Genomic DNA, 22,948 nt, shown 5'->3' on the forward strand with positions numbered 1-22,948 from the left:
AGAAACTGCGTCCAGAAGATGCGGCACGCGAACGCGGCCGGATGTGCCGACACTATCATCGGCCCGCGGCGCCACGCAAGGGTCGCCGGATACGGTATTCAGTCAGGCGCCGGGGCGCCTGCCCGGCAGCCGTCGAAAACGGCTGCCGGAAAGCGCGGGATCAGGCCAGGGCCTTGTCCAGCAGGCCGGCCAGCTGGGCCTTGCCAACGGCACCGATCTGCTCGCCCACCTTCTCGCCGTCCTTGAAGACGACCAGGTAGGGAATCGAACGCACGTGGTACTTGGCGGCCAGGGCGCGGTTGTTGTCCACGTTGACCTTGGCGATCTTGGCGCGGCCCTGGTAGGCATCGGCCAGTTCATCCAGCGCCGGGGCGATCATCTTGCACGGGCCACACCACTCGGCCCAGAAATCGACCAGCACCGGTTCCTTGGAATTCAGTACGGCGCTATCAAAGTCGGCATCGCCGACGTGTACAACCTTGTCGCTCATCTTGGTTTCTCGTCTTGGATTGCACCCGGCCAGGCCGGAGGTGGGTGAACTGGGCCATGCCCGGTGGCGTGACCCTCGTCGTTGCCTCGCGGCGGACTGCCACGGTGCGTTCGGCGGGATGCCTGGACGCTCACGGCCGGCAGTGTACCCCTATCGCAGGGCAGGGACAGATGCTGGCTGGAACCCAGCGTATCGTGATCGATGCTGAGCCCGGTATGTGTCCGATGTCACTGTCCATGGCTGAAATGGGGGTGCTGGCGCGGTAGGCCATGGGAGCCCGCGCCGCTGTTCAAGCGCGGTACTGCGGGGTGAAGAGGCGTGTCTCCGTTGGTCATGAGACGCCCGATTCCGGTTTGCTGGCCCGAGTGCGGTAAACTGGGGCATTGTGCGGCGCGCGGACCCGAGGGGTCCCGGCCAGCCCGACCCGCCGCAGGGGCCGCAGTTTGCGACGGAGCCCCAGACAGATTTCAGTGCCGCCGCCCGCAGGCGCGTGGCCATACCAAGACGGACACATGAGCGACAAACCGCTGACCGATTTGACTTTTTCCTCCTTTGATCTGCATCCGGCCCTGCAGGCCGGTCTTGAAGGAGCCGGATTCACCCGCTGCACGCCCATCCAGGCGCTGACCCTGCCGGTCGCGCTGCCCGGTGGCGACGTCGCCGGCCAGGCCCAGACCGGCACCGGCAAGACGCTGGCCTTCCTGGTCGCTGTCGTGAACCGCCTGCTGACCCGCCCGGCACTGGCCGATCGCAAGCCGGAAGACCCGCGCGCGCTGATCCTGGCCCCCACCCGCGAACTGGCCATCCAGATCCACAAGGATGCGGTCAAGTTCGGTTCGGACCTGGGTTTGCGTTTCGCGCTGGTCTACGGCGGCGTTGACTACGACAAGCAGCGCGAGATCCTGCAGCAGGGCGTGGACGTGATCATCGCCACCCCCGGCCGCCTGATCGACTACGTCAAGCAGCACAAGGTGGTGTCGCTGCACGCCTGCGAGATCTGCGTGCTGGACGAAGCCGACCGCATGTTCGACCTAGGCTTCATCAAGGACATCCGCTTCCTGCTGCGCCGCATGCCCGAGCGCTCCACCCGGCAGACCCTGCTGTTCAGCGCCACCTTGAGCCACCGCGTGCTCGAGCTGGCCTATGAGCACATGAACGAGCCGCAGAAGCTGGTGGTCGAAGCCGAAACCATCACCGCCGCGCGCGTGCGCCAGCGCATCTACTTCCCGGCCGACGAAGAGAAGATCCCGTTGCTGCTGGGCCTGCTGTCGCGCAGCGAAGGCGCACGCACCATGGTCTTCGTCAACACCAAGGTGTTCGTCGAGCGCGTGGCCCGTTCGCTGGAGCGTTCCGGCTACCGCGTCGGCGTGCTGTCCGGCGACGTGCCGCAGAAGAAGCGCGAGAGCCTGCTCAACCGCTTCCAGAAGGGCCAGCTGGAAATCCTGGTGGCCACCGATGTGGCCGCCCGCGGCCTGCATATCGACGGCATCAAGTACGTCTACAACTACGACCTGCCGTTCGACGCCGAAGACTACGTGCACCGCATCGGCCGTACCGCCCGCCTGGGCGAGGAAGGCGATGCCATCAGCTTCGCCTGCGAGCGCTATGCGATGGGCCTGCCGGATATCGAGGCCTACATCGAACAGAAGATCCCGGTCGAAGCGGTCACCAGCGAGATCCTGACTTCGCTGCCGCGCCCTGAGCGTGCCGCCCCGGCACCGGGCGAGGAAGGCGACGAGAACGAAAGCGTCGGCCAGATCTTCCGCGAAGCACGCGAAGCGCGCGCCGCCGAGGAAGAGCGTCGTGGCGGCGGCCGTAGTGGCGGTCGTTCCGGCAGTGGTGCTGGCGCTGGGCGTGGTGGCCGCGATGGCGAGCGCAGCGGCGAACGCCGTCCGCGTGGCCCGCGCAAGCCGCGTGTGGAAGGTGAGCAGGTTGCTGCCGCCGCAGTCGAGGGTGCAGTGACCGCTGAAGCTGCTGCCGTGCAGGCCCCGCGTCCGCCGCGCGCTGAAGCTGCGCCGGAAGGTGCGGTGGACGGCGAGCGCAAGCCGCGCAAGCGTCGTCGTCGTCGCCACGGCCGTCCGGTCGAGGGCGCCGAAGGTGTGGCAAGCAACGCCGGCAACGGCGCCAGCCCGGTTACCCCGGTGCAGGTGGTGGCCAAGCCGGTGCGTACCAGCGCCGATGCCGGCGACTCGTTCCTGACCCGTATCGGCCGCAAGATCCGCCGGATGCTGTCCGGCAATTAAGCCGGTAGCGCCGGGCCACGCCCGGCGAGCGCAGCGGCCTCCGTCCGGGGCCGCGATGCCGGAAGGTTTTCGCCGGGCATGGCCCGGCGCTACCGATCTGTCGCGCCGGTCCTGCATAATCGGGGCATGAGTGTCCTGCGCTTCGACAATGTCAGCAAACAGTACGCCGGTGGCCACGAAGCCCTGACCGATGTCAGCTTCGAGGTCGCGCCGGGCGAAATGCTGTTCGTCACCGGTCACTCCGGGGCGGGCAAGAGCACCCTGCTCAAGTTGATCCACCTGGACGAGCGGCCCAGCCGCGGCGCGGTGATGTTCGACGAGCGCAACCTGCTGAAGGTGCGCGGCGGTGATGTGCCGCGGCATCGACGCGCGGTCGGCGCGGTCTACCAGGACCACCGCCTGCTGATGGACCGCTCCATCGCCGAGAACGTGGCCCTGCCGCTGATCCTGCGCGGCACCCGCCGTGGCGACATCAACAAGCGCGTGCGTTCGGTGCTCGAGCGCATGGGCCTTGGCCACCGCGAGAAGGCGCTGCCCTCGCAGCTGTCGGCCGGTGAGCAGCAGCGCGTCGGCATCGCCCGTGCGATCGTCGGCGAGCCCAAGCTGCTGGTGGCCGACGAGCCGACCGGCAACCTCGATCCCACCCTGGCGGCCGAGATCATGTCCCTGTTCGCCGAGCTGCCCGCACGCGGCACCAGCGTGCTGGTGGTCAGCCATGACCTGCCGCTGCTGCGCCACATGCGCAAGCGCGTGCTGATCCTCGACCACGGCCGGCTGGTGGACGACATCTCGCCGCAGGATCTGGCGGAGTAACCATGGCCAAGAACGAAAACACCGAAGCCGCTGCGCCGTCGCGCCTGGGCGTGTGGTTCCAGCACCACGTGCACAGCGTGGTGTTCAGCCTCGGCCGTGCCTGCCGCAAGCCGTGGGCGACGCTGCTGACCGTGATGGTCATGGCGCTGGCCCTGGCGCTGCCGCTGGGCCTGTCGATCGCGCTGGACAACCTCAAGCAGTTTGCCGGCAGCGTGCAGCAGTCGCGCGACATCAATGTCTTCCTGAAGGCGGACGTCGACGGCCCGGGTGCGCTGCGCCTGGCCGGGGAGCTGCGCGACCGGCCGGACGTGGCCAGTGTCACCGTGCGCACGCCGGAGCAGGGCCTGGAGGAACTGCGCCAGGCCGGCCTCGGCGAAGCCATCGACGCACTCAACGACAACCCGTTGCCCTCGTTGCTGGTGGTCACCCCCGGCCAGGGCCAGGACGATGCACGACTGGCACGCGCGCTGGAAAGCCTGCCCGGTGCCGACCTGGTGCAGCACGACGCCCTGTGGCGGCAGCGCCTGGATGCCTGGCTCGCGTTTGGTGCGCGGCTGGTGCAGGTGCTGTCGGTGCTGCTCGGCGCCGGTGCCGCGCTGGTGGTCGGCAACACCGTGCGCCTGGACATCCAGGCCCGCCGCGAGGAAATCGGCGTGCTGCAGCTGCTCGGCGCCAGCGATGGTTTCATCCGCCGCCCGTTCCTGTACCTGGGCGCCTGGTATGGCCTGGGCGCCGGTGCGGTCGCGCTGGGCCTGATCGGCATTGCCGGTGCCGCCCTGCGCGCGCCGCTGGCCGAGCTGTCGCGCAGCTACGGCAGCCCGTTCGTGCTGCATGGCCTGGACCTGCTGCATGGCAGCCTGGTGCTGCTTGGCACCTTGTTGCTGGGCTGGCTGGGTGCATGGCTGGTGACCGGCCACTTCCTCCGCCAGACCCGCCCGACCGACACCTGAGACCGGCATGCAACCGCAAGCGCTGAAGCACCTTGAAGGGCCCGCGACGCGGGTGATGGTGGTTGACGGCTCCAAGCTGGTGCGCAAGCTGATCGCCGACGTCCTGCAGCGCGATCTGCCGGGCGTGGAGGTGATCGGCTGCGACAGCATCGAAGACGCACAGCATGCGCTGGCGCAGGGGCCGGTCGATCTGGTCACCACCTCGTTGACCCTGCGCGATGGCGACGGCCTGGCGCTGGCGCGGATGGTGCGCGAAGCGGCAGGGCAGGCCTATGTGCCGGTGATCGTGGTCTCCGGCGACGCCCAGCAGCACCTGGAGCAGCGCCGCTTCACCGAGTACGTCACCGACTACTTCGACAAATCGCTGGGCCACGAGGCCCTGGCGACCTTCGTGCGCGGCTACGTGCAGCCGCAGATCATTCCCGGCGCGACCATCCTCTACATCGAGGACAGCCGGGTGGTGGCCGAGGCGACCAAGCGCATGCTCGAGCGCCAGCAGCTCAATGTGATGCATGTGGTCAGCGCCGAAGAAGCGTTTACCCTGCTCACCGCCGAATCGCTCGGGCGCAGCCGCCATCGCATCGATCTGGTGCTGACCGATGTGACCCTGAAGGGAGAGCTGAGCGGCCGCGACGTGGTGCAGCGCGTGCGCGTGGACTTCGGCTACGGCAAGCGCCGCCTGCCGGTGCTGGTGATGACCGGCGATGGCAATCCGCACAACCAGACCGGCCTGCTCAAGGCCGGCGCCAACGATCTGGTGCTGAAGCCGATCGAAGAGCGCCTGCTGATCACCAAGGTGCTGTTCCAGCTGCGGCTGGCCCGGTTGAATGATGGACCCCTGTTGCGATGACGTGTTGCGATGATCGATGAAGTAGTGGACACCCCGGCGATCCAGCTGGAACCGAGCTGGAAACAGCGTGTGGGCGATTACCTGCTGCAGCCGCAGATGCGCGAGCTGTCCAGCTTCCTGCGGCAGCGCAAGGCCAGCGGTGCGGCGGTGTTCCCGCCTGGACCGCAGATCTTCGCCGCCTTTGATGCGACCCCGTTCGATCAGGTGAAAGTGGTCATCCTCGGCCAGGACCCGTACCACGGCCGTGGACAGGCCCATGGCCTGAGTTTCTCGGTGCAGCCGGGCGTGCCGGTGCCGCCGTCGTTGTTGAACATCTACAAGGAAATCGAGGGTGACCTCGGTATTGCCCGCCCGGACCACGGCTGCCTGATCCCGTGGGCGCAGCGCGGCGTGCTGCTGCTCAACGCGGTGCTGACGGTGGAAGAGGGCAAGGCCGGTGCGCACCAGGGGCGCGGGTGGGAAGGCTTCACCGACCATGTGGTGGACGTGTTGAACCGCGAGCGCGAGGGCCTGGTGTTCATGCTCTGGGGTGCCTACGCGCAGCAGAAGGGCAAGGTGATCGATACCGGCCGCCACCGCGTGCTGAAAGCCCCGCATCCCTCGCCGCTGTCGGCCCACCGCGGCTTCCTCGGCTGCCGTCATTTCTCGATGGCCAACGAGTACCTGCAGCGCCGCGGCCAGGCGCCGATCGACTGGTCGCTGCCGCCGCGGGCGATGCTGGCGCCATCGGGCTGAACGGCGAACAACGCTGCCCCCTGTTGAATGGGCGAAACCGCCACCCGTTCAGCTGCCTTTGACCCGGAATAGCCGCGCTTTCCGGGCTAGTGGGTTGAATTCCAAGGGATTGTGTATCCCGAAAAGCGCGCTCGCCACTGTCATCAAATCGCGTTACGGTAGGGTTCTGTTTGGGACCAGTGTTTCATCAGTGGAATGCTGGAACTTTTTCCTCCTTTAGCAGTCCAAATCCCAGACTGCTAAGATGGGTGCCTATGAGCCAGAACACCTCTACTGCCCTTGTGGCAAACAATCTGCCGATTCCCAGTGCGCTCGGTTCGCTGGACGCCTATATCGGTGCCGTGCACCAGATTCCGGTGCTGTCGGTCGATAACGAACAGGACCTGGCCCGTCGCTTCCGCGACGGCAACGATCTGGACGCTGCCCGTGAGCTGGTGCATTCGCACCTGCGCTTCGTGGTGCACGTGGCCCGCGGTTACAACGGCTACGGCCTTGCGCTGGGCGACCTGATCCAGGAAGGCAACATCGGCCTGATGAAGGCGGTCAAGCGCTTCGACCCCGACATGGGCGTGCGTCTGGTGTCCTTCGCCGTGCATTGGATCCGTGCCGAGATGCACGAGTTCATCCTGAAGAACTGGCGCATCGTGAAGGTCGCCACGACCAAGGCGCAGCGCAAGCTGTTCTTCAACCTGCGCAAGTCGAAGAAGCGCCTGGGCTGGATGAACGCGGCCGAAGTCAGTGCGGTGGCCAAGGACCTGAACGTGTCCGAGCGCGAGGTGCTGGAAATGGAATCGCGCCTGTCCGGCCGCGATATCGGTTTCGATGCCCCCACCGATGAAGACAACGACCACGCGCCGCCGTCGCCGGCTGCGTATCTGGTGGCCAATGACGAAGATCCGTCGATGGCCTACGAGCGCGAGGACAGCGAAGACAACCAGATGCAGCTGCTGCGCGAAGGCCTGGCGGAACTGGATGCGCGTTCGCGCGACATCATCCGCCGCCGTTGGCTGGATGCGGACAGCAAGGTGACGCTGCAGGAGCTGGCGGACGAGTACGGCGTATCGGCCGAGCGTATCCGCCAGGTTGAAGCGAACGCGCTGAAGAAGATGAAGGCGCTGTTCACCGCATAAGGCGGCGAAGCGTTTGAGTAATGGAAAGGCCCGGCATTGCCGGGCCTTTTTTTTCCTGCTGGATCCACGCATGGCGTGGATCTACTTCGCGATCCAGTAGATCCACGCCACGCGTGGATCAGCGCGGTCTCAGATTTCCCGCGCGATCGCCCGCCAGCCGATGTCGGTGCGGTGGAACTCGTTGTCCCAGGTCACCTTCGCCACGCCCGCGTACGCGTTCGCCTGCGCGTCGCGCACGCTGTCACCCAGTGCTGCCACGCACAGCACGCGGCCACCTGCGCTGAGCACCTGGCCCTGCGCATCCAGCGTCGTTCCTGCATGGAACACCTTGGCCGTTGCCGGCACATCATCCAGGCCGGAGATCACCTCGCCGGTGATCGGCGATTCCGGATACGGCCTGGCGGCCAGCACCACGCCGAGCGACGGGCGCGGATCCCACTGCGCGTCCACCTCGTCCAAGCGGCCATCGATCGCCGCGTCCACCAGGTCGACCAGGTCCGACTGCAGGCGCAGCATCACCGGCTGGGTTTCCGGGTCGCCGAAACGCACGTTGAACTCGATCACCTTCGGCGCGCCGCTGGCATCGATCATCAGGCCCGCGTAGAGGAAGCCGGTGAATGGGATGCCGTCGGCGATCATGCCCTGCACGGTCGGGTTCACCACCTCGCGCATCACCCGTGCATGCACTTCAGGTGTCACCACCGGAGCCGGCGAGTACGCACCCATGCCGCCGGTGTTCGGACCGGTGTCGCCGTCGCCGACGCGCTTGTGATCCTGCGAGGTGGCCATCGGCAGTGCATGCACGCCATCGACCATCGAAATGAAGCTGGCCTCCTCGCCGTCGAGGAATTCCTCGATCACCACGCGCGCGCCGGCATCGCCGAAGGCGTTGCCCGAAAGCATGTCGCGCACCGCATCTTCGGCTTCGGCGAGGGTCATCGCCACGATCACGCCCTTGCCGGCGGCCAGGCCGTCGGCCTTGACCACGATCGGCGCGCCCTTCTCGCGCAGGTAGGCCAGTGCCGCGTCCACGTCGGTGTGCACCGAATAGAACGCGGTGGGGATGTTGTGGCGTGCCAGGAAATCCTTGGCGTAGGCCTTGCTGCCTTCCAGCTGTGCGGCCGCCGCCGTCGGCCCGAAGATGCGCAGGCCGGCGGCGCGGAAGCGGTCGACCACGCCGGCCACCAGCGGCACTTCCGGGCCGACCACGGTCAGCGCCACGCCTTCGGCCTGGGCCAGGGCGAGCAGGCCATCGATGTCGGTGACCTTCACCGCCACGTTGCGGCACTTGTCTTCGTTGGCGGTGCCGGCATTGCCGGGCGCCACGAGCACTTCAGTGACACGGGAGGACTGGGCCAGCTTCCATGCCAGGGCGTGTTCGCGGCCGCCAGAGCCGATGACAAGTACGTTCATCACGAGATTCCAGATTGCGTGGGAAGGGAAGTTCCAGGTCCCCGGCGGCGCGTGTGCGTCATTCGCAGCCTTCGCGTCGCAGCGATTCGGGGAAGGAGTAGGTCCAGGACCTCGGGTCCAGGGTGAAGCGGTGCTCCTGACGCACCCGCTTGCCGCCGCAGGTGTTGCCGGATTCCTCGATCAGCAGTGGCCAGATGCGCGCACTGCGGTCGCTGTCGTCGAAACGCAGTGCGAAATCGATGCTGAAGCGGCGGGTGCGGCAGTCTTCGGCGGTATCGGGGTCGGCGGCCGCGTCGACGTTCTCGCATTCGTACTGGGCGTCGTTGTCGATGTGGCTGCGCACGTTGCCGGTGCTGGTCAGGCCTTTCGGGCCCGGCAGGACCAGGGTCTGCGAGAGCAGCGAGAAGCCCTGGCCGAACCAGCCATCCTCGACGCGGAAGCCGTAGAAATCGCTGCCGGCGCGGATGATGCTGGCGGTGCCGGGCTGTCCACCACTGCCGAAGCGCTCGCCGGTCAGCTCGCTGGTCACCCCGAAGCCATTGCCCTTGGGCTGCAGCACGAAGAACTCGATCGTTCCCGGGTCGATATGCGCGCCATCGACCAGCGAACCACACACCGCCAGCAGCTGCTGCCAGCTGTCGCCGGTCACCACCGGCTGCTCGGCGCAGACCTGCCAGTCGGTCGCGCGCGTTTCATCGTCCTGGGTCCAGCTGCCGCGCCATTGGCCGGAAAGCTTGGCGTCCTTGCCGTAACGCTCGGTCAGGAACGCCTGCAGCCGCGCGGTGCGGCTGACATGCGTTGCCGGTTCGCTGGCGGCGGGCTTTGCCGCATCTGCCTGCGGGGCAGATGCGGGCTCGGCGGCCGGCTTGCAGCCGGCCAGCAGGGCCGTGCCAGCGAAGGCGAGCACGGCAAGCGGTTTCAAAGAGACTGCAGACATCCGTGTCGCTCCAGGTATCAGTGGCGGAAGTGGCGAACGCCGGTGAACACCATGGCCAGGCCATGTTCATCGGCGGCAGCGATGACTTCAGCATCGCGCATCGAACCGCCCGGCTGGATCACCGCCTTGATGCCGGCGGCGGCAGCGGCGTCGATGCCGTCGCGGAACGGGAAGAACGCATCGGAGGCCATCACCGACCCTTCGACCACCAGGTTCGCGTCGGCGGCCTTGATGCCGGCGATGCGCGCCGAGTAGACGCGGCTCATCTGGCCGGCACCCACGCCGATGGTGCGGTTGTCCTTGGCGTAGACGATTGCGTTGGACTTCACGAACTTGGCGACCTTCCAGGCGAACAGCAGGTCGGTGAACTGCTTGTCGGTCGGTGCCAGCTTGCTGACCACCTTCAGTTCGTCGCGGGTCATGCCGCGGTTGTCCGACGACTGCAGCAGCAGGCCGGAGCCCACGCGCTTGTTGTCGAAGTTGTTCAGGCCATCGCCGTGCGGGATGCGCAGCACGCGCACGTTGGCCTTCTTCTGCGCGTATTCCAGCGCGGCCGGTTCGTAGTCCGGCGCAATCAGGACTTCAACGAACTGGCGGTCCAGGATCACCTGCGCGGTGGCTGCATCGAGCGGCTTGTTGAAGGCGATGATGCCGCCGAAGGCGCTGGTCGGGTCGGTGGCGTAGGCCAGCTCGTAGGCATCGCCGTTGCCGGCGCCAACGGCCACGCCGCACGGGTTGGCATGCTTGACGATGACACAGGCCGGCGCGTCGAACTGGCGCACGCATTCCCAGGCTGCATCGGCATCGGCCAGGTTGTTGTAGCTCAGTTCCTTGCCCTGCAGCTGCTGGAAGGTGGCCAGCGTGCCCGGCACCGGATGCAGGTCGCGATAGAACGCGCCGCTCTGGTGCGGGTTTTCGCCGTAGCGCAGGTCCATCACCTTCACGAAGGTGGAATTCATCTGCGCCGGGTATTCGGCGCGCACCGGCACGGCGGCGTCGGTGGCGGTGACGGCCGACAGGTAGTTGCTGATCGCCGCGTCGTACTGGGCAACGCGGTTGAATGCGGCCACCGAGAAGGCGAAACGGGTGCCGGCCGACAGCTGGCCGTCGTTGGCATCCAGCGAGGCCAGCAGTTCGGCGTACTGCGACGGGTCGGTGGCCACCGCCACGCGGGCGAAGTTCTTGGCCGCCGAGCGCAGCATCGCCGGGCCGCCGATGTCGATGTTCTCCACCGCGTCGGCCAGGGTGCAGTCGGCCTTGGCAGTGACCGATTCGAACGGGTACAGGTTCAGCACCAGCAGGTCGATGGCACCGATGCCGTGTTCGGCCATCACCGCGTCGTCCAGGCCGGAGCGGCCCAGCAGGCCGCCATGCACCATCGGATGCAGGGTCTTGACCCGGCCATCCATCATTTCCGGGAAGCCGGTGACCTCGGCGACATCCTTCACGGCCAGGCCCGCATCGCGGATCGCCTTGGCGGTACCGCCGGTGGACAGCAGCTCCACGCCGCGTGCAGCCAGCGCGGTGGCCAGCTCGACCAGGCCGGTCTTGTCGGAAACGGAGAGGAGGGCCCGGCGGACGGGCAACAGATCAGCAGTCATGGGGACAGGGCAATCGGCAGCGGAGCGGGGCCGATATTGTAGGCGGTGGGGGCCGGTGGCGGGCGCTGGTGGGGGAAATTGGCCGGTGCAGACTCCCTTCCTGATTCGCTCGACAGCACCTGCATGGGCCGGCATTGGGCGCAATTCGATACGTGGCGCTGTCGCAATCAGGTAGGCTGTGCCCGCACTGCCAAGGATTAGCGGGTTCAGATCGTGTCGATCTATGCATTGAAAGGACGTTTCCAGGACCTGCTGCGTCCGGCCGTACACGGCCTGTACCGCATGGGGATCACCGCCAACACGGTGACCGTGGCTGCGGCCGTGGTCTCGCTGCTGGTGGCCGCTGCGGTGTGGTGCTGCGCTCCCACCCAGCCGCTGCTGTATCTGGCCCTGCCGCTGTGGATGCTGCTGCGCATGGCCCTCAACGCCGTCGACGGCATGCTGGCCCGCGAATTCGGCCAGCAATCGCGGCTGGGCGCCTATCTGAACGAGTTGTGCGATGTGATCGCCGACGCGGCGCTGTACCTGAGCCTGCTCAGCGTACCGGGCGTGCGCCCCGAGGCACTGTGGCTGCTGGCCTGGGCCGCCGCGCTGAGCGAGTACGCCGGCGTGCTGGGCCTGATGGTCGGCGCCAGCCGCCGCTATGACGGCCCGATGGGCAAGAGCGACCGTGCGTTCGTGATCGGCGTGCTGGGCCTGCTGCTGGCGTTTGGCTGGACAGGCGCAACCGTGGTCAGCGCGGTCGCCGCACTGGCCGCACTGCTGTGTGGGGTGACGGTGGTCCGTCGCGTACGCCAGGGATTGAAGGAAGCCGCAGCGATATCGCAGCGGTAAGCACAACACGATTACACGCCCTATCCATACGGAGATTGCATGCGTCAGGCGCAGGAACGGGAATTCCACAGCTTCGACCAGGTACCGCTGTTCTACCGGTACTGGCCGAGCACCACGGCAACCACGCCGGCCAAGGCCATCGTGCTGCTGCATCGCGGCCATGAACACTCCGGCCGGGTCACCCATCTGGTCGACGAGCTGGACCTGCCCGACACCGCGTTCTTCGCGTGGGATGCGCGCGGCAATGGTCGCTCGCCCGGCACGCGCGGCGACGCACCGGGCTTCCCGGCGCTGGTGCGCGACCTGGACAGCTTCATCGCCCACATCAGTGCCGAGCATGGCATCGCGGCGGAGGACATCGTGGTGATCGCGCAGAGCGTGGGCGCGGTGGTTGCCGCCACCTGGGTACATGACTATGCGCCGCGGCTGCGCGCGCTGGTGATGGCTTCGCCGGCATTCAAGGTGAAGCTGTACGTGCCGTTCGCACGCGCTGGACTGGCGCTGATGCAGAAACTGCGCGGCAACTTCTTCGTCAACAGCTACGTCAAGCCGCAGTGGCTGACCCACGACCCGGCACGGGTGGAAAGCTACCGCACCGATCCGCTGATCACCCGGCCGATCTCGGTGCGCGTGCTGCTGGGCCTGTACGAAGCGGCCGACCGCATCGTGGCCGACGCGCAGGCGATCAGCGTGCCGGTGCAGTTGCTGGTATCGGGCTCGGACTTCGTGGTGCATCGCGGCCCGCAGGACCGCTTCTACGAACGCCTGTCCAGCCCGATCAAGGAGCGCGTGCACCTGCCGGGCTTCTTCCACGACACCCTCGGCGAGCGTGACCGTGCACCGGCGCTGGCGCGTATCCGCAGCTTCATCCAGGCACGCTTTGCCGAACCGCTGCAGGAGCTGTCGCGGCGCGATGCGCATCGGCATGGCCCGACCTTCGAGGAATCGGAGATCCTGTCGTGGCCACCGGAGCGCAACAGCCTGGCCGACCTGCGTTGGCGCGTGGTGCGCGGTGGCCTGCGTTTCGGCGGCACGCTGTCGGAGGGCATCGCGCTGGGCCTGCAGACCGGTTTCGACTCGGGCAGCACGCTGGACTACATCTACCGTGATGAGGCGCGGGGCAAGGGCCCGCTGGGCCGGATGGTCGACCGCAACTATCTGGATGCGATCGGTTGGCGCGGCATCCGCGTGCGCGGCAAGCACCTGCAGGAACTGCTGCGCGATGCCGCCCAGCGACTGCGCGGGCAGGGCGCGCCGGTGCGCGTGCTGGACGTGGCGGCCGGCCATGGCCGTTACGTGCTGGAAGCACTCGGCCAGGGCGAACAGCGTGCCGACCGCATCGTGCTGCGCGATTTCAGCGAGCTGAACGTAACGCAGGGCAAGACCTTGATCGAGCGCCTCGGCGCGGCCGACATCGCCCGCTTCGAACAGGGCGATGCGTTCGATCCGGCGCAGCTGGCAGCGGTGGAACCGGCGCCGACGCTGGCGGTGGTGTCCGGCCTGTACGAACTGTTCCCGGACAACGATGCGGTGCTGCGTTCGCTGCAGGGCATCGCTGCGACGGTGCCGGTGGGCGGTTACCTGGCCTATACCGGGCAGCCGTGGCATCCGCAGCTGGAGTTCATCGCGCGTGCGTTGACCAGCCATCGTGGTGGCGCGGCGTGGGTGATGCGCCGCCGTACCCAGCACGAGATGGACGAACTGGTGCGCCTGGCCGGCTTCCAGAAGGTGGCCCAGCGCATCGATGACTTCGGCATCTTCACCGTATCGCTGGCACGACGGATCGCGTGATGGCGACGCTGGCGGCAACCGCATCATCCAGCGAGGCGCGCCCCTGGCGGCGCGCCCTGCTGTGGCTGGCCCTGCTCGGTCCGTTCTTCTTCGCCAGCTATGGCTTCGCCAACTGGATGGCCGGCCGCCATGCCCAGCTGCCGGTGATGGCATTTGCCTGGGAGGCGCGGATTCCGTTCGTGCCGTGGACGATCGTGCCGTACTGGTCGATCGACCTGTTCTATGCGATCTCGTTCTTCCTGTGCCGGCGCCGGCTGGAGCTGGACCGGCACGCGCTGCGCCTGCTCAGCGCGCAGGTGATCGCGGTGGCGTGCTTCCTGTTGTGGCCGTTGCGCTTCAGCTTCGAACGGCCGGAAATCGGCGGTGTGTTCGGCTGGTTGTTCGACGTGCTGCTGGGCTTCGACAAGCCATTCAACCAGGCGCCGTCGCTGCATATCGTGCTGCTGATCGTGCTGTGGGTGAAGTTCGCGCAGTACCTGCACGGGGTCTGGCGGCTGGTGCTGCATGTGTGGGCGCTGCTGATCGGCATTTCGGTGCTGACCACGTTCCAGCATCACTTCATCGACATTCCCACCGGGCTGCTGGCCGGCTGGTTGTGCGTGTGGCTGTGGCCGGAGCAGGGCACGCCGCCGTTGCGTGCCTGGCAGGCTGCAGGTGACCCGAAGCGTTGGCGGCTGGCCGCGTTGTATGTGTTGGGTGCCGGCCTGCTGCTGGTGCCGGTGGTGATGCTGCGCGGCACCGCATTGTGGCTGCTGTGGCCCGTGGTGTCGTTGCTGCTGGTGTCGCTGGCCTATGCCGGGCTGGGCACGGCGGTGTTCCAGAAGCGCGCCGATGGCCGGTTGACGATGGCCGCGCGCTGGCTGCTGGCACCGTACCTGGGTGCGGCGTGGATCAACTCGCGGTTGTGGACGCGCCGCGCGCCGCAGCCGGTGCCGGTCGTCGACGCTGTCTGGCTGGGTCGCCTGCCAGGTACCGCACTGCCGGCACCGCTGGTGGGCGTGGTCGACACCTGTGCGGAGCTGTCCTGCCGCGCGCCGGGAGCAGCGTACGCCAGCGTGCCGATGCTGGACCTGGTGGTGCCTTCAGCGGCGCAGCTGCGCGCCGCGGCAGATGCCATTGAACGCCTGCGCGGGCATGGCCCCGTCCTGGTCTGCTGTGCGCTGGGGTACTCACGTAGCGCGGCCAGCGTGGCGACCTGGTTGCTGCGCACCGGCCGTGCGCGCGATGTGGCCGACGCGGTGTCGATCGTGCGTGGCGCGCGGCCGTCGATCGTGCTGCACGACGTTCATCTACAGGTGATCGCGGCCGCTGCCGCGCAGGAGACCATTGCATGAGCGCCGTGCCCGATCTGCCGATGATGCATCTGCTGCTGCGGCAGGGGCGATTGCCTGCCGCGTTGTCGCTGGGCCTGCTGCTGGTGGCCCTGTTGTTGCTGGGCATCGAGCCTGGGCTGGCGATGTTCGCCGCTGGCCTGCTGCTGCTGAGCCTGGTTGCAGGTGTTGTGCAGGCGTACTACGCGGTGCGGGTGCAGTTGGACGCCAGCCTGCTGCAGCTGCTGCAGCAGGAGGGCCTGCAGGGTGAAGACGCAGCACAACGCGTGGACCAGGCGCTGCACACCGCTGGCCTGCGCAGGCTGGACGCAGCGGCGCCGACGCGTGGCTGGGATGCGCGCTGGACCGGCATGCGGCGTCTGCTGATGCGCCAGTACGCCGCCACGCTGCTGCAGTTCGCTGCCCTGCTGCTGGCCGTGCTGTGGCCGCAGACCTGACCGGAGGTGCCGATGTTTGCTGAACTGATCGCCCGCGCCTGCAGCGCGGCCATCCATGTAGTGACCGGCGCACGCGCGCTGTGGGTTGGCTGCGCGCCGTCCAGCGAGCACCGCGTCTACTACGGCAACCATGCCAGTCATGGTGATTTCGTGCTGATCTGGTCGTCGATGCCGCCGGCGCTGCGGCGCCAGGTGCGGCCGGTCGCCGCCGCCGAGTACTGGCAGCGCGACGGTCTGCGTCGTTATCTGATCGACGCGGTATTCAATGGCGTGCTGGTGGAGCGCGAGGCCGGCAACCGCCATCAGGATCCGCTGCAGGTGCTGCGTGATGCGGTGGATGAGGGCTGTTCGTTGATCCTGTTTCCGGAAGGCACGCGCAACATCGGTGATGAGCCGCTGCTGCCGTTCAAGAGCGGCATCTACCACCTGGCCCGGCAACGCCCGGAGCTGGAGTTCGTGCCGGTGTGGATCGACAACCTCAAGCGTGTGATGCCGAAAGGGCGTTTCCTGCCGCTGCCGTTGCTGTGCACGGCAACCTTCGGTACGCCGCTGCGGCTGCAGGCCGATGAGGACAAGGCCGCGTTCCTGGCACGCAGCCGGCAGGCGCTGCTGGCCCTTGCCCCGAACGGAGGCCGTGCATGAGCTTCATGATCGATGTGTCCGGTGATCTTGCCGCACGCAGCGTGGGCCAGCAGACAGGGCTGCTGTTCGCGGGCGTAGGCGCCGTGCTGGTGCTGGCCACGCTGGTGTCCGAAACCCTGCGCTGGCGCCAGCGTGGACAGCCCAGCGCGGTGATCGCCAACCTGGTCTCGCGCATCCGCGCGTGGTGGGTGATGGCCATCGTGGTCGGGCTGGCGCTGTTCTTCGGGCGCGCCGGAGTGATCGTGCTGTTCGCCATCATCTCGCTGTTCGCACTGCGCGAATTCATCACCCTGGCGCCAACACGATCAGGTGACTACTACGCGTTGCTGGCCGCGTTCTACATCGTGCTGCCGTGGCAGTACTACCTGGTGTGGATCGACTGGTATGGCATGTACACGCTGTTGATCCCGGTGTACGCGTTCCTGTTCCTGCCGATCCTGGCCACCATCGGTGGTGACACCACCCACTACCTGGAGCGCACGTCGAAGGTGCAGTGGGGCTTGATGATCTGCGTGTTCTGCATCTCGCACGTGCCGCTGCTGCTGAACCTGCGCGTGCCGGGCTACGATCCGGCGCGCAACGTGCTGCTGTTCGCCTTCCTGGTGATCGTGGTGCAGTCGTCGGACGTGCTGCAGTACATCTGGGGCAAGCTGCTGGGCAAGCACCTGATCGCGCCGAAGCTGTCGCCGTCGAAGACGGTGGAAGGCTTCGTCGGCGGCGTGCTCTGTGCCAGCGCGTTGGGCGCCGCGCTCTGGTGGATCACCCCGTTCACGCCGCTGCAGGCGTTCGGCCTGTCGCTGCTGATCAACCTGATGGGGTTCTGGGGCGGCCTGGTGATGTCGGCGATCAAGCGCGACCGCGGCATCAAGGACTGGGGCAACATGATCGAGGGCCATGGCGGCATGCTCGATCGGCTGGATTCAGTGTGCTTCGCCGCCCCGGTGTTCTTCCACGTGGTGCGTTACTACTGGAAGGCGGGAGGTGGCGGTTGAGCTGCGGGGGAGATTCATCCACGCATGGCGTGGATCTACCGGAGCCGGTAGTGCCGGCCGCTGGCCGGCAACCCCATGAATGATGACAGTGTGTTGCGGTTGCCGGCCAGCGGCCGGCACTACCCATGCTGCGCTTACGCGCTGATGCCGTATTCCTTCAGCTTCTTGCGCAGGGTGGCGCGGTGGATGCCCAGCATCGCGGCCGCGCGGCTCTGGTTGCCTTCGCAGTGGTTGAGCACTTCCACGAACAGTGGAATCTCCATCTCGCGCAGTACGATCTCGTAGACATCGTCCGCATCGCAGCCATCGAGGTCGCGCAGGTAACGGCGCACGGACTGGGCCACATGTTCGCGCAGCGGTGGCCGGGCAGCGCCACGACTGTTGTCAGGACGAGAAAGGACAGCGTTCAAGGGGGTTCCCGATCTGGTTGGTCCATGCACGCGGGGCGCCGGACCGGATGAGGTGATGGCGGTCAGTCTAGCGCGAGCGTGCCCGACCTGCCACGGCCGGACGGTCAGGCCCAGGTCAAAGGAACTCGAAGGTGAATGCGACCGTGGATGCGGCAGGCTCCTGCACGCGGAAGGCGATGCGTGCGCTTTGGCCCGGTTCCAGAGGGGCCGCCCCCGGGTTTTCGCCGAGGTACTGCGCTGGTGCGAACACGCCGGTGCCGATCACACGACCATCGGCATCGGACAGCGACAGGCGCAGGTCCGGCCATGCCTGCGGCCAGCGCGCGTCGTTGCGGATGCTGGCCTGGATCTGCAGCACGCCGGGCTGGGCCGGCAACGGGCGGATTTCACGGCTGGTCATGGTCAATGCAGTGGGCTCGCGCCAGGCGGGCAGCTCGCAGCGCAGCACGCTGCACAGCGCACCGATCCACGGCCGGGTACCGGCATCGGCGGCCAGCCGTGCACGATCGGCAAGCACGCTCTGCAGCAACAGCAGCAGCGCCAGCGCGGCCACCAGCAGCCAATGCCAGCGCGGGGTGGGCAGCGCCCGCGGGCGTACGCCGAGGAAGCTGGGCGCATCGGCGGCGGTGGCAACGATGCCGGGTTTGGCGGTGAAGTCGGGCTCGATGATTGGATCAGCGGCGGCCAGCGGTTCTGTTTCGGTTGCCGCCACGATGTCCGTTGCCGGGTCGATGTCCTCGATCACCGGCGTTGCATCGGTCGGCACCGGTCCGCGCGGTTCGGTGGCTTCAGGCGTGGCATCGCGTCCCGGCGCGGTGCGCAGGAACGTGGCCAGGGGACGGCGCGGTGGGTTCGGCTCGGACATGCTCAGGGCGCGGGCTCGGATCCAGCGGTCATTCAACCACGATCAGGCGCGGCGTACGCCGGTGATGCGCATCCAGTCGCCATCCTGGGTGGCCTGCAGGTCGTCGAACCAGGCCGCATAGCGTTGCAGCAGTTCGTCTTCCTGGCCATGCAGGATGCCCGACAGGGCGATGCGACCACCGCTGGCGACACGGGCGGCCAGCAGTTCGGCCAGTGCATCCAGCGCGGAGGCCAGGATGTTGGCGACCACGATCGGGTAGGTGGCGACCGGTTCGTCCTGCGGCAGGTACACCTGCATGCGTGCCTGTTCGCCGTTGCGCTCGGCATTGTCGGCGGTGGCGATCAACGCCTGCGGGTCGTTGTCCACGCCAATGGCCTGGGCGGCACCGAGCTTCAGTGCGGCCAGGGCGAGGATGCCCGAGCCACAGCCGAAGTCGAGCACGCGCTGGCCCTGCAGCTGGCCATCAATGGCCAGCTGGTCCAGCCAGCGCAGGCACAGCGCGGTGGTCGGGTGGGTGCCCGAGCCGAAGGCCAGGCCCGGGTCGAGGCGCACGATGGCGGCGTCGGCGGCCTGCGCGGCTTCCGGCAGCTCGTGGTTCCACGGCACGATCCAGGTACGGCTGCCGAAGTCCATCGGCTGGAACTGGTCCAGCCACGCGCGCTCCCAGTCTTCGTCTTCCACGGCGCGGAAGCTGCCGTTGCTCCAGTCCAGCTCCGGGTCGAAGGCTTCCAGCGCGGCCAGCAGCAGCAAGGCATTGCTGTCGGCCGGGAACAGCGCGCTGAGCACCAGGGTGTCCCACAGCGGGGTCTCGCCCACGCCGGGTTCGAGGATGGCCTGTTCGTTGCTGGTGTCGGCTTCGGCATCAAGCAGGGTCACCGCCAGCGCGCCCACATCCTCCAGCGCATTCTCATAACGGGGCTGGGTGGCTTCGGTACAACGCAGGGTCAGTTCCAGGAACGGCATGGCGGTGAGGGCAATCGCGGGAAAGGGGGCCATGCTAGACCATCAGGGCGTCTCCGTATGCCTTGAGATGAACGAAGCCGATTCAGACAGGCCTCACGGGCCTTGCTAAACTCGGCGCTTTCCTGTGCGCCGTACCACCGAACGTTGCCGATGGCTTTCGCCCCGACCCTGAAAACCTGGTTGCTCGTCCTGCCGGCCGTGGCCGTGCTGGGCGTGGCCGGTTATCGGGCCAATGGGCACAGCCGGGACATGGACGCGCGCGTCGACGCGCCGCTGGCTGCCCCGGCCGGCGATGTGCAGGGGGCGTTGGCACCGGTGATGCCGGAAGCCCTGGCACGCCGCCTCGCTGCGTTCGAACCCGGCACCGCGCTGCCTTCGGGCCTGCCGCTGGATATCCGCGCCGACATCGAAAGTGCCACCGATCTGTACGCCTACGCGCAGCGCCTGCGCGTGCAGGCCGACCGGGGCAACGATGAGGCGCGCTGGATGCTCAGCCGGGTCTATGACTACTGCGCGCAGTACGCCGTTGATCCGGGTGGCTACCGCCTGGACAACAACGTGCTGTCCGGCCTTGGCCTGAGTGCTGCACCGGAGATGGTGGAGGCGCGCGAACGGGTGGCGCAGCGCTGCGGTGGCTTCGTGCCCGGCGACAAGCTGGGGCCGGCACTGGTGCTCGGTGAGCGTCGTCGTGCGGCCCAGCAGGGCAACCTCGCTGCCGAAGCGGCGCTGTTTGCCGAAGGTGAGCCACTGCAGGACAGCGAGCAGTACCGCCGCGACCTGGTTGAACGCGTACGTACCTCGCGCGATCCGGAGGCCTATATGGCCATCGCGCCGGGCATGGGGTTGCGCGCGGCCGGCGACAAGGCGCTCGTCGGCATGGTCGCCGGTGAACAGCTCAGTGAACTGGCATGGCGGGTTGCGGCCTGCGAACTCGGTCTTCCCTGTGGAGCCGACAGCGTGCTGGTCAACAGTTTTTGTGCGAATGGAGGGATCTGTTCGCCGGATGGAACGCAGGACTTCCGTGAATTTGTGTATGACGCCGCGGTTTCGCGGCAAGGTGCGGGGAAAATGAAGGAATGGATCAAGCGATTGATTGGAACGAGGGACGGGCGATGAACTACCGTCGATTCCTGCATGGGGCCAAGTTCTGGTTCTGGGTGGTGTTGTTCGTGGCCTATTCGGCCGGTGCGGTAGGCCTGCTGATGATCGACACCTACGAGGACCGCTACCGGCGTCTATCGAAGGTGGAGCTGACCTCGGTGAAGACACAGGAAGACGTGCGTCGTGCCGGTGCCAGCCAGGTTGCCGCCGTTTACCGTGCGCAGAGCGGCGTGCCGTTCTCGTCGTTGCCGGCCGGCAGCACCTTCCAGGTGGTGTGGCCCGATGGGTCCAGCGAGACCATGGTGATCGTCGATCCGACCTCGCCGAACGGCGTGCGTCCTCTGGCGAACTCGCAGATTCCGGCGACCGCGGCCGACGCGCGCTGACGCCACGCCGGTAGCGCCGGGCCATGCCCGGCGGGTGGGCGGTGGCGATGGAAGGCCGCCGGGCATGGCCCGGCGCTACCGTAAAAACGCAAAAAGGGCGGGGAAATCCCCGCCCTTTTCGTGTCCGGCGATGGCACTCTGCCGATCAGGTCAACGCGATCGGCTTGCTCTTGCGCTCGGCAAGGCGCTTTTCCAGATAGTGGATGTTCTGCCCACCGGCCTGGAAGCCCTTGTCACGCATGATCCGCTGCTGCAGGGCAATGTTGGTCTTGATGCCATCGACCACCATCTCGCTCAGCGCCACCCGCATGCGGGCAATGGCGGTCTCGCGGTCCGGACCGTGCACGATCAGCTTGCCGATCATCGAGTCGTAGTTCGACGGCACGCGGTAGCCACTGTAGATGTGGGTATCGACGCGCACTCCGGGACCACCCGGTGCGTGGAAGCCGGTGATGGTGCCCGGGCTCGGCACGAAGGTTTCGGCGTCTTCGGCATTGATGCGGCACTCGATCGCGTGACCGGTCAGCACCACATCGCTCTGCTTGATCGACAGCTTCTGGCCGGCAGCGATCTTCAGCTGTTCGGCGACCAGGTCGATGCCGGTGACCATCTCGGTGACCGGATGCTCCACCTGGATGCGGGTGTTCATTTCGATGAAGTAGAAGCGGCCGTCTTCGTACAGGAACTCGAAGGTGCCGGCGCCGCGGTAGCCGATGCGGATGCAGGCTTCCACGCACACCTTGCCGATCTGCTCGCGCTGCTCGGCGGTGATGCCCGGTGCCGGTGCTTCCTCGACCACCTTCTGGTGACGACGCTGCATCGAGCAGTCGCGCTCGCCGAGGTGGATGGCGTTGCCCTGGCCGTCGGCCAGCACCTGGATCTCCACGTGGCGCGGGTTCTCCAGGAACTTCTCCATGTAGACCTCGCCATTGCCGAACGCGGCCTTGGCCTCGCTCTTGGTGGTTTCGATGGAGGTTTTCAGGGAAGCTTCGGCGTGCACCACGCGCATGCCGCGGCCACCGCCGCCGCCGGCCGCCTTGATGATGACCGGGTAGCCGATCTCACGGGCGATCTTGGTGTTGGCGACAATGTCGTCGCCCAGCGGGCCGCCCGAACCGGGCACGCACGGCACACCGGCCGACTTCATGGCACGGATCGCTTCGACCTTGTCGCCCATCAGGCGGATGGTGTCTGCCTTCGGGCCGATGAAGATGAAGCCGGACTCTTCCACGCGCTCGGCGAAGTTGGCGTTCTCGGACAGGAAGCCATAACCCGGGTGGATGGCCTGGGCGTCGGTGACCTCGGCCGCGGCGATCAACGCCGGGATGTTGAGGTAGCTTTCCGCCGACGGCGCCGGACCGATGCAGACCGATTCATCGGCCATGGCCACGTGCTTGAGATTGCGGTCGACCGTGGAGTGCACGGCCACCGTGCGGATGCCCAGGGTGTTGCACGCGCGCAGGATGCGCAGCGCGATTTCCCCTCGGTTGGCGATGACGACTTTGTCGAGCATGGCAGCCGCCCCTTAGCCGATCACGAACAGCGGCTGGTCGAATTCCACCGGCTGGCCGTTCTCGCCGAGGATGGCGACGATGGTGCCCGACGCATCGGCTTCGATCGGGTTGAACATCTTCATCGCTTCGATGATGGCCAGGGTCTCGCCGGCCTTGACCTGCTGGCCGATGCTGACGAACGCCGGCTTGTCCGGTGCGGACGAGGCATAGAAGGTGCCGACCATCGGCGAGCGCAGCACGTGGCCTTCCGGCAGCGCGTTGCCCGGCTTGGCGGTGCCGCCGGTGGAGGCTTCGGTCGGCGATTGCATCGGCATCGCCGGGGTGGCCGGCTGGGCAGCGGCCGGAGCGGCCATCATCATCTGCGGCGGGGCCTGCATCATGCCGTAGCCGGACACCGGAGCGCGCGACAGGCGCACCGACTCTTCGCCTTCCTTGATTTCGATTTCAGCCAGGTTCGACTCTTCCAGCAGGTCGATCAGCTTCTTGATTTTGCGGAGATCCATGGTGGCCTCTTTGCTCT

At 67.1% G+C, this 22,948-nt stretch carries 23 protein-coding genes; 14 read left to right on the forward strand and 9 right to left on the reverse strand.

The window, feature by feature from the left end; translation table 11 throughout:
* Positions 1-160: 160 nt before the first annotated feature.
* Complete coding sequence (gene trxA / locus BW38_RS10080; protein ID WP_025878607.1) at positions 161-490, reverse strand: thioredoxin; 330 nt, start codon at positions 488-490, stop codon at positions 161-163.
* A 512-nt stretch (positions 491-1,002) separates the two neighbouring features.
* Between trxA and rhlB the strand changes: the two genes are divergently transcribed.
* The 6 genes from rhlB (at position 1,003) to rpoH (ending at position 7,211) form a co-directional block, all read left to right on the forward strand.
* Entirely contained in the window at positions 1,003-2,733 is a 1,731-nt protein-coding gene (rhlB, locus tag BW38_RS10075) for an ATP-dependent RNA helicase RhlB (RefSeq protein ID WP_025878608.1), read from the forward strand.
* Between the two features lie 126 nt (positions 2,734-2,859).
* Entirely contained in the window at positions 2,860-3,546 is a 687-nt protein-coding gene (gene ftsE, locus BW38_RS10070; protein WP_025878609.1) for a cell division ATP-binding protein FtsE, read from the forward strand.
* A gap of 2 nt (positions 3,547-3,548) precedes the next feature.
* Positions 3,549-4,496, forward strand: coding sequence for a permease-like cell division protein FtsX (gene ftsX, locus BW38_RS10065; RefSeq protein ID WP_025878610.1), 948 nt, complete (start codon positions 3,549-3,551; stop codon positions 4,494-4,496).
* Positions 4,497-4,503: 7 nt separating this feature from the next.
* The gene (locus BW38_RS10060) at positions 4,504-5,346 is read left to right on the forward strand and encodes a response regulator (protein ID WP_032976431.1); all 843 of its coding nucleotides are present in this window, start codon (positions 4,504-4,506) and stop codon (positions 5,344-5,346) included.
* Positions 5,347-5,355: 9 nt separating this feature from the next.
* The gene (gene ung, locus BW38_RS10055) at positions 5,356-6,081 is read left to right on the forward strand and encodes a uracil-DNA glycosylase (RefSeq protein WP_032976433.1); all 726 of its coding nucleotides are present in this window, start codon (positions 5,356-5,358) and stop codon (positions 6,079-6,081) included.
* A gap of 254 nt (positions 6,082-6,335) precedes the next feature.
* Positions 6,336-7,211 carry an RNA polymerase sigma factor RpoH gene (gene rpoH, locus BW38_RS10050; RefSeq protein ID WP_025878613.1) on the forward strand — a complete coding sequence of 292 codons (876 nt, stop codon included), beginning with the start codon at positions 6,336-6,338 and terminating at the stop codon, positions 7,209-7,211.
* A gap of 129 nt (positions 7,212-7,340) precedes the next feature.
* Here the strand turns inward: rpoH and purD are convergent, their stop codons facing one another.
* From purD to purH, 3 genes are read right to left on the reverse strand one after another with little or no spacing between them, the layout of a single operon-like run.
* Positions 7,341-8,624 (reverse strand): phosphoribosylamine--glycine ligase, encoded by a 1,284-nt coding sequence (gene purD / locus BW38_RS10045; protein ID WP_032976434.1) that lies wholly within the window; start codon positions 8,622-8,624, stop codon positions 7,341-7,343.
* 58 nt (positions 8,625-8,682) lie between these two features.
* Positions 8,683-9,561 carry a hypothetical protein gene (locus BW38_RS10040; RefSeq protein ID WP_032976435.1) on the reverse strand — a complete coding sequence of 293 codons (879 nt, stop codon included), beginning with the start codon at positions 9,559-9,561 and terminating at the stop codon, positions 8,683-8,685.
* A gap of 17 nt (positions 9,562-9,578) precedes the next feature.
* Positions 9,579-11,162, reverse strand: a complete 1,584-nt coding sequence (purH, locus tag BW38_RS10035; RefSeq protein ID WP_025878616.1) for a bifunctional phosphoribosylaminoimidazolecarboxamide formyltransferase/IMP cyclohydrolase — start codon at positions 11,160-11,162, stop codon at positions 9,579-9,581.
* 213 nt (positions 11,163-11,375) lie between these two features.
* Here purH and BW38_RS10030 point away from each other — a divergent pair, with 213 nt between their 5' ends.
* From BW38_RS10030 to BW38_RS10005, 6 genes are read left to right on the forward strand one after another with little or no spacing between them, the layout of a single operon-like run.
* A complete protein-coding gene (locus BW38_RS10030; protein WP_032976436.1) occupies positions 11,376-11,996 on the forward strand; it encodes a CDP-alcohol phosphatidyltransferase family protein in 621 nt (206 codons plus the stop codon).
* A 39-nt stretch (positions 11,997-12,035) separates the two neighbouring features.
* Positions 12,036-13,787, forward strand: coding sequence for a bifunctional alpha/beta hydrolase/class I SAM-dependent methyltransferase (locus tag BW38_RS10025; RefSeq protein ID WP_032976437.1), 1,752 nt, complete (start codon positions 12,036-12,038; stop codon positions 13,785-13,787).
* Positions 13,787-15,121: a phosphatase PAP2/dual specificity phosphatase family protein gene (locus BW38_RS10020; RefSeq protein ID WP_032976438.1), complete on the forward strand. Its 1,335-nt coding sequence runs from the start codon at positions 13,787-13,789 to the stop codon at positions 15,119-15,121. The genes BW38_RS10025 and BW38_RS10020 overlap by 1 nt, the downstream gene beginning before the upstream one ends.
* A complete protein-coding gene (locus BW38_RS10015; protein ID WP_032976439.1) occupies positions 15,118-15,555 on the forward strand; it encodes a hypothetical protein in 438 nt (145 codons plus the stop codon). Before BW38_RS10020 ends, BW38_RS10015 begins: the two co-directional genes overlap by 4 nt.
* 12 nt (positions 15,556-15,567) lie before the next feature.
* Positions 15,568-16,197 (forward strand): lysophospholipid acyltransferase family protein, encoded by a 630-nt coding sequence (locus BW38_RS10010; RefSeq protein WP_025878621.1) that lies wholly within the window; start codon positions 15,568-15,570, stop codon positions 16,195-16,197.
* The gene (locus BW38_RS10005) at positions 16,194-17,189 is read left to right on the forward strand and encodes a phosphatidate cytidylyltransferase (RefSeq protein WP_025878622.1); all 996 of its coding nucleotides are present in this window, start codon (positions 16,194-16,196) and stop codon (positions 17,187-17,189) included. Before BW38_RS10010 ends, BW38_RS10005 begins: the two co-directional genes overlap by 4 nt.
* A 134-nt stretch (positions 17,190-17,323) precedes the next feature.
* Here BW38_RS10005 and fis read toward each other — a convergent pair whose 3' ends face one another.
* From fis to prmA, 3 genes are all read right to left on the reverse strand, one after another.
* Complete coding sequence (gene fis, locus BW38_RS10000) at positions 17,324-17,599, reverse strand: DNA-binding transcriptional regulator Fis (protein WP_006397198.1); 276 nt, start codon at positions 17,597-17,599, stop codon at positions 17,324-17,326.
* Positions 17,600-17,714: 115 nt separating this feature from the next.
* Positions 17,715-18,464 (reverse strand): DUF3426 domain-containing protein, encoded by a 750-nt coding sequence (locus tag BW38_RS09995; protein WP_032976440.1) that lies wholly within the window; start codon positions 18,462-18,464, stop codon positions 17,715-17,717.
* A 42-nt stretch (positions 18,465-18,506) separates the two neighbouring features.
* The gene (gene prmA / locus BW38_RS09990) at positions 18,507-19,427 is read right to left on the reverse strand and encodes a 50S ribosomal protein L11 methyltransferase (RefSeq protein WP_032976482.1); all 921 of its coding nucleotides are present in this window, start codon (positions 19,425-19,427) and stop codon (positions 18,507-18,509) included.
* 150 nt (positions 19,428-19,577) lie between these two features.
* Here prmA and BW38_RS09985 point away from each other — a divergent pair, with 150 nt between their 5' ends.
* Both BW38_RS09985 and BW38_RS09980 read left to right on the forward strand, forming a co-directional pair.
* Complete coding sequence (locus BW38_RS09985) at positions 19,578-20,543, forward strand: hypothetical protein (protein ID WP_032976442.1); 966 nt, start codon at positions 19,578-19,580, stop codon at positions 20,541-20,543.
* Entirely contained in the window at positions 20,540-20,914 is a 375-nt protein-coding gene (locus BW38_RS09980; RefSeq protein WP_025878626.1) for a hypothetical protein, read from the forward strand. The genes BW38_RS09985 and BW38_RS09980 overlap by 4 nt, the downstream gene beginning before the upstream one ends.
* Positions 20,915-21,059: 145 nt before the next feature.
* Here BW38_RS09980 and accC read toward each other — a convergent pair whose 3' ends face one another.
* Both accC and accB read right to left on the reverse strand, forming a co-directional pair.
* A complete protein-coding gene (gene accC, locus BW38_RS09975; RefSeq protein WP_032976444.1) occupies positions 21,060-22,427 on the reverse strand; it encodes an acetyl-CoA carboxylase biotin carboxylase subunit in 1,368 nt (455 codons plus the stop codon).
* 12 nt (positions 22,428-22,439) lie between these two features.
* Positions 22,440-22,931, reverse strand: a complete 492-nt coding sequence (gene accB / locus BW38_RS09970) for an acetyl-CoA carboxylase biotin carboxyl carrier protein (protein WP_025878628.1) — start codon at positions 22,929-22,931, stop codon at positions 22,440-22,442.
* Between the last annotated feature and the right edge of the window lie 17 nt (positions 22,932-22,948).

The organism is Stenotrophomonas sp. RIT309 (genome assembly GCF_000632045.1).
GTDB classification, from domain to species: Bacteria; Pseudomonadota; Gammaproteobacteria; order Xanthomonadales; family Xanthomonadaceae; genus Stenotrophomonas; species Stenotrophomonas indicatrix.